Source organism: Mucilaginibacter lappiensis (assembly GCF_900155965.1).
In the GTDB taxonomy this organism is placed as follows: Bacteria; Bacteroidota; Bacteroidia; order Sphingobacteriales; family Sphingobacteriaceae; genus Mucilaginibacter; species Mucilaginibacter lappiensis.
In genome coordinates, this window is record NZ_FTMG01000002.1 from 233,557 (window position 1) to 247,628 (window position 14,072).

Genomic DNA, 14,072 nt, shown 5'->3' on the forward strand with positions numbered 1-14,072 from the left:
TTTCAGATTTCAAATGTGCCTATATACAGATATGTAGATATGCAAATGTGCAAATTGTTCTTTTTCCCGATCATCTGCACATCTGAAATCTGCATATTTGCACATCAATTCTTTTTCTTATAATTATCTACAGCATTGCGTACGCTGCCATATTGTTTTAACAGTGCTGCAGCCTCATCTTCATTTAAGCCGGTTTCTTCCATCACCATACGGGCTCCGCGATTTACCAGTTTGTTATTGCTCAGTTGCATATCAACCATTTTGTTGCCTTTTACACGCCCCAGCTGTATCATAACACTGGTGCTCAGCATATTTAAAACCAGTTTTTGAGCCGTGCCTGCTTTCATGCGGGTTGACCCAGTTAAAAACTCAGGTCCGGTAATCACTTCAACCGGGTATTGTGCTTCGGCTGCTACAGGGCTGCCACCATTACAAACTATACAGCCTGTTACAATATTATTTTTATGGGCCATTTTTAACCCTCCTATTACATAAGGTGTGGTACCGGAAGCGGCAATACCCACTACAACATCTTTATCGGTAATATGAAATTCTGCCAGATCTTTCCAGGCTTGTTCTGTATCGTCCTCGGCAAACTCCACCGATTTGCGTATAGCGCTGTCGCCACCGGCAATAATACCTACAACCATATCAAACGGAACACCAAATGTTGGAGGGCATTCTGAGGCATCAACTACACCTAAACGACCGCTGGTGCCAGCGCCAATATAAAATAAACGACCGCCATCGCGCATTTTAGAGGCGGTTACAGTGGCCAGCTGTTCAATTTGCGGTAAGGCTTTTTTAACAGCAAGGGGAACTGTTTGATCTTCCTTGTTAATGCTTTCCAATATCTCAAGAACAGATAACTGCTCTAAATTCTTATAATGTGACTCCCTCTCAGTAATGGTTTCCATTAATTTAAAATAATTTATAACAAAATTCGGTAAAAAACATCAAATGCAATGATGCCAATAAAAATTATTGATGTGGCATTGATTAACTTTGTTTGCTGATTATGAAAAAGACTGCGGGAGTTATTTTCAGGACGATGATCCTGGTGCTGTTAGGGATTACCATTGGGCTGCTGATAGGTGATAGAAAATTTGCCGACCGTAACCTTGGTTTTTCATTTTCAGATAATAACAAACTGTCGAAAGTTTTGGAACTGGTTGATCACAACTACGTTGATAGTGTTAACATAGATAGCATTGAAGGAGCATCAGTTAATGATATGCTGCAGAGCCTTGACCCCCACTCCCTTTATTTACCCCCGCAGCAGGCGCAATCTATTAATGAACGTTTAGATGGCGGGTTTAATGGTATCGGTATTGAATTTCAGTTATTACGGGATACCATGGTCATTACCCAGGTTTATGCAGGTGGCCCGGCTTCTAAAGCTGGTTTACCGGCCGGCAGTAAAGTAATTACGGTAGATAATAAAAAATTCTCGGGCACAAAGCTTACTACAGATAGAGTAAATAATATTTTCAGAGGAGAAAAAGATTCCTCTTTATTGCTTGGTATTGCCGATGGCAGAGAAGTAAAAACGTATGCTATAAAACGAGGCCGGGTTGACCTCAGCAGTGTAAACGCGGCTTATATGGCTAATTCCACAACCGGATACATCAAAATAGGCAAATTTGCATCAACCACCGATGCCGATTTTCGCAAAGCGTTGAGTAAGCTTAAAACCGATGGAATGAACAGTCTGCTGCTTGATCTTAGAGGCAATGGCGGTGGATATTTAAACGCGGCCACATCCCTGGCCGATGAGTTTTTAGGCAAAGGCAAATTAATTGTATATACCAAAGGCATCCACGAACCCCGTACAGATTATTTTGCCACAGATTCGGGTTCGTTTCAGCAAGGAAAGGTAACTGTGCTTATTGATGAATACTCCGCTTCGGCCAGTGAAATATTAGCAGGGGCCTTGCAGGACCTGGATAGAGCCACCATTGTAGGTCGCCGCTCATTTGGCAAAGGCCTGGTGCAGCAGCAATTTCCCTTTGGTGATGGTTCTGCCGTAAATTTAACCGTAGCCAGGTATTATACCCCATCTGGCAGGTCGATCCAAAAATCATATAAGGGCGGCTTGGAGAGCTACCGGAACGAATTGGCCATACGCATGAAAAAGGGTGAGCTTTTTTCGGAGCAAAGCATCCGGAATGATTCTGTTTTTAAAGGCTCATACCATACGCTAAGCGGGCGTAAAGTTTTTAGCGGCGGCGGTATTATGCCCGATGTTTTTGTGCCGGCTGATAGTACGCAAAGCACCCAGGTAGTACAGAATTTAATTGATCAGCAACTTTTTTCGGCTTACGTGATCGACCGGATGCAGCCTGTACTGAACAAATTTGCCACCGGCGACGATTTTATAAAAAATTATACTGTTAGCGATGATGATTTCCACCAATTCATTCTGTATTCCTCAAAAACATTGAAAGAAATGGATTCGCACGAGTTGCTGATATCCCGCGACTATATAAAAAGTATCCTCAAAGCCAACGCCGCTCGCTTTAAATGGGGTGACACCGCCTTTTACCAAGTGATGAATAGCAATGACGAGGCCTTTAAAAAGGCGCTAACCATTTAACAGGATTTTTAGGATTAGGAAAAGATTTACAGGATTCTTTATTTACAAGATTAACTAGTCAATATAGCGCAATCGTCGTCGTATAGAAAAAATCCTGTAATCAATCTATTTAACCCTGCAAATCGTGCCCTATTTTTGCCTGAACCAAACCTGTATCGGTGCTCCGGAAAAATCAAAATTCTCCCTTAACTTATTTTCAATGAAGCGGTAGTACGGCTCTTTTACGTATTGCGGCAAATTACAGAAGAACGCGAACATGGGTGATGATCCTGCAATTTGGGTGATGTATTTGATCTTTACGTATTTTCCTTTGATAGATGGCGGTGGATAATTTTCGATAATCGGCAGCATCACCTCGTTTAATTTGGAGGTAGCTATTTTTCGGGCCCGGTTATGATAAACCTGGTTAGCTACATCAATTACTTTTAACACCCGTTGCTTTTCGGTAACAGAGGTAAATACGATAGGCACATCGGTAAACGGCGCAATTTTTTCACGGATCTGCTCTTCAAAAACCTTAACGGTTTTGTTATTCTTTTCTATCAAATCCCATTTGTTTACCACCACCATAATGCCTTTTTTGTTTTTCTCGGCCAGGTGGAATATATTGATATCCTGCGATTCGATACCTTCAACGGCATCAATCATCAGGATGATCACATCGGCTTCTTCCAATGCTTTAATGGTACGCATTACGGAGTAAAACTCGATATTTTCCTTAACCTTTGTTTTTTTACGCATCCCCGCAGTATCAATCAGCATAAAATCATGCCCGTACTGGTTGTAGTGGATGTGTATAGAATCGCGGGTGGTGCCGGCAATAGGGGTAACAATATTACGATCTTTACCTATAAGCGAGTTGATGATGGATGATTTACCCACATTTGGCCGGCCTACGATAGCATACTTAGGACGGGTGTTTTCTTCAATAACTACATCCTCAAAATGTTTAACTACTTCATCAAGCAATTCGCCGGTACCAGAGCCGGTCATAGATGAAATGCTGTAGATCTCGCCCAGGCCCAAGCTATAAAACACCATCGAATCGGCCACCTGGCTATTGTTATCCAATTTGTTTACCACCACAAAAACCGGTTTGCTGCTTTTGCGCAGGCGGGTAGCTATTTCATCATCAAGATCGGTAATGCCGGTAGTAACATCAACAATAAATAAAATTACCGAAGCTTCTTCAATGGCAATGTCAACCTGCTCGCGGATGGCGGCTTCAAAAACATCATCGGAGTTGGCTACATAACCACCGGTATCAATAACGGTGAACTGATGGTTCAGCCACTCGGCAACACCGTAGTGCCTATCCCGGGTTACACCGCTAAAATCGTCGACAATGGCTTTGCGGGTTTCGGTTAAGCGATTATATAAAGTTGATTTGCCTACGTTAGGCCTGCCCACTATGGCTACTATGTTACTCATTCTTTTTAGATTTGAGATGTAAGATTTGAGATTTGAGACTTTTTGGGTCTCCATATTCAAATCCACATCAAAATTATTTGATTAATTTATAAATACCAGATTTATCTCAAATCTAATATCTCAGATCTCACATCTGTGTTGTTATTCGTACCCGAATTTTTTAAGGTAATTTTTTTTGCTGCGCCAGTCGGGTATCACTTTGACAAACATCTCCAGGAAAACTTTCTTTTGGAAAAACTCTTCCATATCACGGCGTGCATAAGTGCCTACTATTTTAAGCATTTTACCGCCCTCGCCAATGATGATGTTTTTTTGTGAATCGCGCTCTACAATAATTTCGGCGCTGATGCGGTGTAGGGTTTCGCCTTCAACAAATGCGGTTACAATGACTTCGGCACTATAAGGAATTTCTTTTTTGTATTGTTTCAGGATCTGCGCGCGGATCATTTCGGATGCGAAGAAACGATCGTTACGATCGGTCAATGCATCTTTTTCATAATAGGCCGGGTGCTCAGGAAGGTTCTCTACAACAAAATCCATCACGGCTTTAATATTGTGCCCCAACAATGCTGAGATCGCGAAAACAGCCTTAGGGTTTAGTTTTTCCTGCCAAAACTCTACTTTCTTTTTTACAGTTTCCTCATCGCTCTGGTCAATTTTGTTGATCAGTACCGCGATAGGAGCTAATGAACCTTCCAGTTTCTTCAGTACGTCAGTTTCATCAAACTCCTCGTAAATGTCGGTAACCAGCAAAATAAGGTCGGCATCCACAATAGAGCCATCTACCTGGTGCATCATGCTTTCATGCAACGCGTAGTGTGGTTTGATAACGCCTGGCGTGTCAGAAAATACGATCTGGTAGTCGTCGGTGTTCACAATTCCCAAAATACGGTGACGTGTGGTCTGCGCTTTGGGGGTAATGATGGACATTTTTTCGCCAACGAGGGCGTTCATAAGGGTTGATTTACCTGCATTGGGCTTACCAATTATACTTACAAAACCTGCCTGATGACTCATATAAAAATAATTAAAAATATATTTGGACTGCAAAGAAACGAATTATATCTTTGCAGTCCAATTAAAACGGAGTGCAAATTGCATTTTTGACAATTGGAAGGAACTTTCCGAAGTTATGACGGAATGCAACATATAAGAATAACAGTGCGGGATGGAGCAGTTGGTAGCTCGTCGGGCTCATAACCCGAAGGTCGTAGGTTCGAGTCCTGCTCCCGCTACGAAAGTTAAAAGCCTCAAGTCGAAAGATTTGAGGCTTTTTTGCGTTTAGGGTATTTTGCAGGTTAGCGATGCGGTGATAACACAGACCATGCTTAATAAATAATTGTACGCGTTAAAGAAAAAACGTCAGACTACTTGTTTATAGATTGTATCTACACAGTTAAACGACTTAATGTATTTCATAGGGTAAAAAAGAGATCAGGTTTCTGCCTGCAAAAATTAAGGCTTAACAACCGCTCTTCTGAAGAAGCTTTCAATAAGTTCCGCTATTTCAGCTGTGTTATTTTCTGCTACTGCCCAATGGCCTCCGTTTAATAAATGAATCTCGGCCCTGGGCACATCTTTCAGAAAGGCTAATGCACCGGGTACAGTAAAGTAATTATCCTCTTTACCCCAGGTTATTAAAACCGGTGGTTGATATTTTTTCAGGTATTCGTGCCATTGGGGATAACTTTTCACATTGTTTCCATAATCAAACCACAATTGCATAAATAAATCCAACCTTCCTGGTTTTAGCATAATTTCGGCATCCATGTTTCGGCGGTCAGGGTTTATGCCAGTTCCCAGGTTTCTTTGCGATGGTAATACTAAACTTTCTTTACGATAAGAATCTATCCAGTTATTTTCATATTTTTTATTTTTATCACGCCAGTACCGTTCCAGGTCGCCATTAGGATCTTGCGCATCGGGAAACCCTTCGATATAAGCATTGCCGTTTTGGACAATGAGCGCGTCTATTTGTTGCGGATGTTTAACTGCCAACCGGAAGCCAACGGGTGCGCCATAATCCTGCATATATAAACTATAGTGATGGATACCCAGCTGATTTAACAAGGTATAGATTGTATTGCTTATATTTTCAAAAGTAAATGGATAGCTTGCCGGCGGTACATCAGAATAACCGTGGGCAGGATAATCTGGCGCCACCAGATAAAAATCATTCTTCAATAACTCCATCACTCCCTGATACATAACTGACGAACTCGGCACTCCGTGCAATAATACGATTGTGGGTTTAGAGGGGTTGCCGGCGGCCCTATAAAATATCTTTAAACCGTTTACATTTTCCCAATGATAGGTGAAATCATTTGATTGTGCGAAGGAATTACCGCCTAAAAGAAAGTAGAAACAAACAAAAAAAAGAGGCAGGATGATGGTGAGCCGATTTATTATATATTTCATCATATCGTTTTTAATTAGGGTTATAATGCTCAAGTTCAAACTGTTGATTAACCACCTCGCTTAATTTGGTCGTCGTAGATGCCGATCATCAGGAGATATGCAGATAGCAATTCATCCACATTTGCCTAAGATAAATAAAACATCTTCCTATGCATCTGTGGATATCACCTAATTATATACTCATTGATTATTTATCATTTAGTGCCAAAACTTATCATACATTTGCACCTCATCAAAACAGTGCGGGATGGAGCAGTTGGTAGCTCGTCGGGCTCATAACCCGAAGGTCGTAAGTTCGAGTCTTGCTCCCGCTACGAAAATTAAAAGCCTTAAGTCGAAAGATTTAAGGCTTTTTTGCGTTTTGGCTATTTTGTAGGTTAGCGGAGTGATGGCAGATGCCACAGGCTAATGTATAACTTAGGGTTAATTAAGCAACAGAGTTATCAGTAATTATCTTATACTTTTAAATTTCAGTCGGTATTTATTAGCGTGTCAATTAATTTTACAAACAAAAAGATATCCGTATTTCTATCGTTAATGTGCATGATAACCGCATGCGATTGGGGAAGAACGTCAAGCAAAGAACGATTTGAAAAAAATTCACACATTATTATACCAGCAGAGGCAAAGGTGCTGCGTGATGAATATCAAGACATGGGATCAAATTACGCTATTTACTATACAACAAAGCTTCCAAATGATGCTTTAGACGCATTTGTTATTAGCATAAAGCAGTCGGATTATTACAGTGATGCTGTAAGTCAGTAAAGTATGACTGATTACACCATGTTTAAAGGTAAGAATGGCAAGAGAGCGGTTTGGCGCAAATCATCCCACGGGTACAAGTTTTATAAAAGAGTTGGGGAGCGTAATTTTATAGAATTTAACATAGATTTAGATACCTCCTCACGAGTAGTTTCATTTGAAGAGACTGCTAATTAAGGGCTTAAAAACCGGAAAGGTTGCTGGAATCCAATACACCTCGCCCTCGCTATCCGTACAAAACTCTGAGCAGTGCGGTTCTATACCTGATTTTAAAATATAAATCGGCTTGAATCGTCCTATCTTTAATCATGATACATCGAGAACTTGACGCGCCTGCGGAAATCCGGAATAGCATAAGGGATTTTTGGTACTGGGAGAAAGAGTTCGGCGCATCGCCGGCCGCTTTCGAGGTATTGCCAGACGGTCACGCCGAGATTGTTTTTCATTTTGGCAGCGGTTGCAGTTTGATGTTTGATGGCCAGCTTGAGCCATTACCCTCGCCCTTTATAGTTGGGCTGTTAGGACAGCCGGTTTATTTTTATGCTCAGGATCGTTTACAGATCATTGGGGTAAAGTGTTTGCCCTGGGCAGTGTACGATCTGCTTAAACTCCCACCAGTTAAAGGCGGAATACAAATTTTTACGCACCCCATAGCCTTATTACAAGCAGATCTGCAACAGCTGCTTCAGGCCGAAAAGATTGATGAAGCGCTGACTTTGGTCCTAGACTGGTTTATGGATGCACACCAGGCAGCCGCCCCCGCTCCGGCATTAACCAAGGCTGGCCGGGCGATGTTGGAAGCAAAGGGTTCCTTGCCGGTAAATCGGGTAGCGGCGGCGGCACACGCCACGGTCAGAACATTGGAGCGAAAGTTTAAGGCCTCCTCCGGGCATACCCTAAAAGATGTGTCCGGCCTCATCCGTTTTGAACAGGCGCGTGATCGTTTGTGGAGTGCCCCCGATACCCCTATTTCCGGTTTGGCGCATGAATTGGGTTATGCTGATCAGTCTCACCTCAACCGGGAGTTTAAGCGTTATAGCGGCACTACGGCCGCTGCTTTTGCCAGGCAGACCAGAGCCCGGAAAAAAGAGTTCGGCGATGATTTTGTCGCAATTGTTCTATCCTCCTGACCGGCTTGTTCGGATTTTTGTGCCATGAAAGATCAAAAAGTACTTATTTCCGGTGCCAGCATTGCAGGGCTGTCAACGGCCTGGTGGCTGAACCACATTGGCTACCGGGTAACGGTTGTTGAACTGGCCGCCGCACCGCGCATTGATGGCGCAGCCGTTGACCTGAATGGCCCGACTGTAGAAATAGCCAAACGAATGGGCCTGTACGAACAGCTCAAATCATATCGTTTAGGAGTCGATCGCATCGAATACAAGAATGCAGATGATGTGACCGAAGGCACTATGATCATCAATGAAGGCCCAGAATCTCCTGGCGATGAAATTGAGATCGAGCGCGAAAAGTTTGTGGCGGTGCTGACAGGGGCGCTGAAAAATAAGGTGGAATTTATGTTTAGCAACAGTATAGCGGGGCTCGAAGAAATTGCAGACGGCATTACTGTTACTTTCAATCATGGTAGTCCGCAAATCTACAGCCTGGTAATCGGCTGTGATGGCGCGCACTCCGGTACCAGGAAGATCTGGTTCGGCCCCGAAGCCGCTTATGCACATTCTCTGAATGCGTATTTCTCGATCAGCATTGTTAATAAAGTGCTTGTTCCGCAAAGAACGATGCAAGCCTTTAGCGTGCCGTACAAATCTGTTATGCTGAATGCTTACAATCATAAAACGGATATCATATTTATGTTTGTTTCTGAAACTGACATACCTTACAACTACCGTGATACTGCACAGCAACGCCAGATCATAACAGCGCAATTCGAAGGGCAAGGCTGGCGGACGACTGAACTCCTGAAAGAAATTGAGCAGTCGGAGAGTTTCTACTTTGACAGGTTCTGCCAGATCAAAATGCCGTCGTGGTCAAAGGGGCGGGTGGTATTGGTTGGCGATGCCGCCTACTGCCCGTCACCTGCTGCAGGGCAAGGCGGTTCATTGGCCATGCAGGGTGCGGCCGCTATCGCGGATGCTTTACTTAAACATAATGGCAACCATGAGCTTGCCTTTACGGAGTATGACCGCAACCTGCGGCCTTCCATTGAAGAAATTCAGACCATCGCCGAACAAAACGTAAAAACAAATTTTGTGTTGAAAACGGAAGAAGAAATCCGCAGGCGCAATGCGGAGGCTAAGTTATTCTGAGCGTCTTCCTACAAACTTAAAAAGCCTTCAATCGAAAGATTGGAGGCTTTTTAAGTTTGGGCGCATTTTCTGGGTTTACACAATAGTGGTGTTATTTGTGAATTTAATCACATATTTATTTGATTGTCAATAATATATAAAAATGTTAACCATGAAAAGTGTAAACCATGTAAACCCACTTTTAAAAAAAACACCCCGCAACCGCAAGCGTCTTGCTTGTGGTTACCAGCCTTTAATTAAAAATTTATTTTAATAAGTTTGAGTTTCCTTCCAATACACCTATGATCATGCATAAAAACCTGTTTAAGTTAACATCATTCCTACTCATCATTAATTGTTCTTGCTTATTTGCCCAAGAGCCGTCTTTACCTACCTCGTGGACAAAAGCAGCTCTGGATGCCGCTGTTCCTTTTCCTGAATATCCAAGACCACAGCTGCAGCGCAGCGACTGGCTATGTTTGAATGGCAAATGGGATTACCTGGGAGGAAAAAATGTTGCCAACGCACTCGACCCGGAAAAGCCGGTATCTTTTGAAAGTAACCCCCAACAAATATTGGTTCCGTATTGTCCAGAATCCATACTATCCGGCATTCAGCGCAAGCAGGAGATCAATATGTGGTACCGCCGTAGTTTTGTAATTCCTTCCGCTTGGAAAAACAAACGGGTTCTTATTCATTTTGACGCTGTGGCCCACCATGCCACATTGTTTGTAAACGGACATAAAGCAGGCACACACGCTGGCAGCTATGATGCTTTCAGCTTTGATATAACGCCGTATTTAACCAATGGAAAGAATACGATAGTAGTCGCGGTTCAGGATCTGAATGACGGCCGTGTACCATCGGGCAAGAGCGGTCCCCGCGGTGATTATACCTTCTGTTCGGGCATATGGCAAACCGTATGGCTGGAGCCGGTAAACAAAGTGTATATGGAGGATATCCGCCTGTTGCCCAACTTGGCCAATAGCCGGTTAAAAGTACTGGTGAATACTACAGGCGAAGGAAAAGTGACGGCAGTAGCCCTTGATGGAAATAGCGTGGTTTCGGAAGCAAAATCAGCAAATGGCAATTACTTTTATCTACCCATTAAAACACCGAAGCTTTGGTCGCCGGATGATCCTTTTTTATATGGCCTTACCATCAGCCTGGAAGATGCTCATGGCACTGTACTTGATAAGGTAAAAAGCTATTTCGGCATGCGCGATATTAAGTTAGGCAAGGTTAATGGCGTTACTAGGCCTTTGATCAACGGTAAGTTTATGATGCAGCTTGGACTGCTTGACCAGGGATACTGGCCAGATGGTGTGCTGACCGCTCCTACAGAAGAAGCTCTCAAATTTGATATTCAGTTCACCAAAAACGCCGGCTTCAACCTCATCAGGAAGCATATGAAAACCGAGCCTCAGCGGTTTTATTATTGGGCCGATAAATTGGGACTGTTTGTTTGGCAGGATATGCCGGCCATATGGTATCAAAATGAGGATACCACCACAACCAGAACCGAATTCAGGAAGGAGCTAAAAACACTTATTGATGAACATTATAACTCGCCGTCCATCATCACCTGGGTGCCGTTTAATGAAAACTGGGGAGCGTTTGACGTTAAAAATATAACCAATTGGGTTAAGCAGTATGATCCGTCGAGATTGGTTAACGGCAACTCTGGTTTTAATAATAACCCATCTTATCAGAAAGCCTATGGCGACCCGGGAAATGGAGATTATGTAGACACGCATATTTACGTAGGCCCGTACGGCGCCTCGGTACCGGACGAACACCGGGCAGCATCATTGGGCGAATTTGGCGGAGTTGGCCTGTTTGCGCGTGATCATATGTGGCCTGTTGCCAATAATGCGTATGACTATGAACCAACCAAAACCAGGTTAACAGACAGGTACGTGTTTTTATTGGATGAAGTAGAACAGCTTATGAAATATAAAGGATTGAGCGTTGCCATCTATACCCAAACAACCGATGTAGAACATGAAGTTAATGGAATGCTTACTTATGACAGGGCTGTTGAAAAAATGGAAATGGAAAGGGTTAAAGCAGTTAATGAAGCCGTTATTAAAGCAGGTTATAAATTGATGCCTTAGATATAATGTGGCGAGAGGAGTCACCTAATCTGAGTAGCTGCTAAATTTGCAACTCACAAATTAAACCGCTCAATACCTATCTTTACAAATGCAGCATCAAGAATTTGAACCTCCTGAAGAGCTCCGGGATACCATAAAATGCTTTTGGTACAACAGCAGAGAATCTGGGGAACAACAATCCAGTTTTGAGGTAATACCTGATGGCTACGCCGAAATTATTTTTCATTTTGGAAGTGGCTGCAGCATTTCTTCCGATGGGGGCCTGCAGTCATTGCCTTCACCATTTATCATGGGGCTGCACAATCACCCGGTTCATTTTTATGTTAAAAACCGTTTTGAGGTTATTGCCATCAGGTGCTATCCCTGGACAGTGTTTGATCTGCTCGAACTGCCATCGGGTAAAGGTGGGGTACATCTATTTGAGCACCCTATCGCCCAGCTTCAGCCTGTGTTAAATAATTATATTCAAGCAGGTAAAATAAGCGAAGCGATAGCCGAAGTAAAACGATATTTTATGGATGCCCGGTTGAGGGTAGCTACCAGTAGTATGCTATTTAAGGCAGGTGTTGCCATGCGCAAAGCCAACGGCGCTATGCCGGTAAGCCAGGTTGCCGAAGCGGCTCATGCAACAGTCCGTACACTGGAGAGAAACTTTAAGCAATCTTCCGGCTATACGGTTAAAGACGTTTCTGCCCTGATACGCTTTGAACAGGTACGAAACCAATTATGGCATTATCCGGATACTAACATTGCCGGCTTAGCTCATGAGCTGGACTACACCGATCAAGCCCACTTAAGCAGGGAATTCAAACGCTACACAGGCACTACTCCGGCAGCATTTGCCCGAAAAGCAAAAAAAGAGAGACCAGTTATAAGCTACGATTTTGTCGCGTTTATACAAGCCTGACGCTGGAAAATTCCGGAGTTTTGTGTATAAATAATTCAATATGAAAACTACACAAAATAATGCTATATATGATGTAATCATCGCAGGTGCTGGACCTATAGGTCTGTTTTTGGCCTGCGAACTGGCTTTGGCCAAATGTTCTGTCCTGGTACTTGAAAAGGCTGAGGATCCGCACTCGCCCTTAAAACAAATTCCTTTTGGGATACGCGGACTTAATACGCCTACTATTGAAGCGCTATACCGTCGTGATTTACTAAAAGAGCTAGAGTTGCATAAACGCGTTAAAAATCCGCATCAAAATGCCAAGCCGGGAGCTCAGCGCCAGGGAGGGCACTTCGCCGGCATTCCATTTAATTTCGATAATGTCGACACCTCACAGTGGCAGTATCGCCTGCCAACCTCCACCGAAACCAATTTAATTTCTGAAATGTGGGAAGTGGAGACAGTGTTGACCCGCCGCGCTGAAGCCCTGGGCGTAGAGATCAGGCGCGGGCTTGCCATTACCGGCTTTCATCAAACCGGGGATGGGGTAAATGTTCAGTCAGACGATCAATCTTTTCAAGGTAAGTGGCTTGTAGGTTGTGATGGCGCCCGTAGTGTTGTTCGCAAAGGAGGCGGTTTTGAATTTGCCGGTACGGAACCGGAATTTACCGGCTACTCTACACTGATTGACATTGCCGATCCGGAAAAACTCAGCCCGGGCCGCAACGTAACATCAAGAGGGATGTATATGCAGTCTCAGCCAGGTTACGTATTAATACAGGATTTTGATGGTGGTGCATTTCATCATTCGCAAAAACCGATCACTCGTGAACACGTGCAGGAGGTGCTGCGCCGCATCTCCAATACCGACGTTACTATTACCGCCCTGCACACAGCCACCAGCTGGACAGACCGGGCACGGCAAGCCACAGCCTACCGCAATGGACGGGTACTTTTAGCCGGCGATGCCGCACACATTCACTCACCTCTGGGCGGCCAGGGACTTAATCTTGGGTTAGGCGATGCCATGAATCTGGGATGGAAGCTTGCCGCAACAATTCAAAATAAAGCTCCGGAAGGCTTGTTGGATAGTTATTATACAGAACGCTATCCACTCGGCGAGCAGGTTTTAGATTGGTCACGCGCGCAGGTTGCCATTATGAAACCAGATGAGCCAGCCCGTGCACTATACGGTATTGTTCGCGACCTTATGGAAACCCGCGATGGGGCCACTTACTTTGCAGGGCGGGTGTGGGGTGTCAACACACACTACAATCTTGTTGGTAGCCACCCACTGGCTGGCCACAGCGTACCCAATTTTGAGTTCGAAGACGGCAAGACAATTGGTGAGTTAATGCACGATGGCCGGGGGATACTGCTTGATTTTGATAATAATACTTCGCTAAAAACTTTGTCAAGTGAATATGGCGATCAATTGAAGTATGTTTCGGCCCCGGCGAAAGATCAATTAGGCCAGAGTGCTGTATTGATACGCCCTGATGGGATCGTCGCCTGGGCTGCTGATCAAAGCCCTGATCTTTTAGAAGCCAAAGAAGCTGCCGCACTCTGGTTTGTATAATATCATAAACGTACTAATCTGATCCTGTTAG

11 protein-coding genes and 2 tRNA genes are annotated in these 14,072 nt (G+C 43.8%); 9 read left to right on the plus strand and 4 right to left on the minus strand.

Annotated features, from left to right (window positions below; all coding sequences use genetic code 11):
* Positions 1-104: 104 nt before the first annotated feature.
* Entirely contained in the window at positions 105-917 is an 813-nt protein-coding gene (gene murQ / locus BW976_RS05160; RefSeq protein ID WP_076371122.1) for an N-acetylmuramic acid 6-phosphate etherase, read from the minus strand.
* Between the two features lie 101 nt (positions 918-1,018).
* On the opposite strand from murQ, the gene BW976_RS05165 reads away from it, so the two are divergent.
* Entirely contained in the window at positions 1,019-2,596 is a 1,578-nt protein-coding gene (locus tag BW976_RS05165) for a S41 family peptidase (RefSeq protein ID WP_076371124.1), read from the plus strand.
* A 129-nt stretch (positions 2,597-2,725) separates the two neighbouring features.
* Here the strand turns inward: BW976_RS05165 and der are convergent, their stop codons facing one another.
* Complete coding sequence (gene der / locus BW976_RS05170; RefSeq protein WP_076371126.1) at positions 2,726-4,027, minus strand: ribosome biogenesis GTPase Der; 1,302 nt, start codon at positions 4,025-4,027, stop codon at positions 2,726-2,728.
* A gap of 141 nt (positions 4,028-4,168) precedes the next feature.
* Positions 4,169-5,044: a GTPase Era gene (era, locus tag BW976_RS05175; protein WP_076371128.1), complete on the minus strand. Its 876-nt coding sequence runs from the start codon at positions 5,042-5,044 to the stop codon at positions 4,169-4,171.
* A gap of 145 nt (positions 5,045-5,189) precedes the next feature.
* On the opposite strand from era, the gene BW976_RS05180 reads away from it, so the two are divergent.
* Positions 5,190-5,262 (plus strand) — tRNA-Met (locus tag BW976_RS05180).
* Between the two features lie 220 nt (positions 5,263-5,482).
* Here the strand turns inward: BW976_RS05180 and BW976_RS05185 are convergent.
* Complete coding sequence (locus tag BW976_RS05185; RefSeq protein ID WP_084192075.1) at positions 5,483-6,448, minus strand: alpha/beta fold hydrolase; 966 nt, start codon at positions 6,446-6,448, stop codon at positions 5,483-5,485.
* Between the two features lie 238 nt (positions 6,449-6,686).
* Between BW976_RS05185 and BW976_RS05190 the strand changes: the two genes are divergently transcribed.
* The 7 genes from BW976_RS05190 (at position 6,687) to BW976_RS05220 (ending at position 14,041) form a co-directional block, all read left to right on the plus strand.
* Positions 6,687-6,759 (plus strand) — tRNA-Met (locus BW976_RS05190).
* 229 nt (positions 6,760-6,988) lie between these two features.
* On the plus strand, positions 6,989-7,213 hold the full coding sequence (locus BW976_RS29240; protein ID WP_175614048.1) for a hypothetical protein: 225 nt from the start codon (positions 6,989-6,991) through the stop codon (positions 7,211-7,213).
* Positions 7,214-7,518: 305 nt separating this feature from the next.
* The gene (locus BW976_RS05200; protein WP_076371132.1) at positions 7,519-8,340 is read left to right on the plus strand and encodes a helix-turn-helix domain-containing protein; all 822 of its coding nucleotides are present in this window, start codon (positions 7,519-7,521) and stop codon (positions 8,338-8,340) included.
* A 24-nt stretch (positions 8,341-8,364) separates the two neighbouring features.
* Positions 8,365-9,477, plus strand: a complete 1,113-nt coding sequence (locus BW976_RS05205; protein WP_076371134.1) for an FAD-dependent monooxygenase — start codon at positions 8,365-8,367, stop codon at positions 9,475-9,477.
* A 281-nt stretch (positions 9,478-9,758) separates the two neighbouring features.
* On the plus strand, positions 9,759-11,573 hold the full coding sequence (locus BW976_RS05210; RefSeq protein ID WP_245834640.1) for a glycoside hydrolase family 2 protein: 1,815 nt from the start codon (positions 9,759-9,761) through the stop codon (positions 11,571-11,573).
* An 88-nt stretch (positions 11,574-11,661) separates the two neighbouring features.
* Complete coding sequence (locus BW976_RS05215) at positions 11,662-12,480, plus strand: AraC family transcriptional regulator (protein WP_076371136.1); 819 nt, start codon at positions 11,662-11,664, stop codon at positions 12,478-12,480.
* Positions 12,481-12,520: 40 nt separating this feature from the next.
* The gene (locus BW976_RS05220) at positions 12,521-14,041 is read left to right on the plus strand and encodes an FAD-dependent monooxygenase (protein WP_076371138.1); all 1,521 of its coding nucleotides are present in this window, start codon (positions 12,521-12,523) and stop codon (positions 14,039-14,041) included.
* The last annotated feature ends 31 nt before the right edge of the window (positions 14,042-14,072 follow it).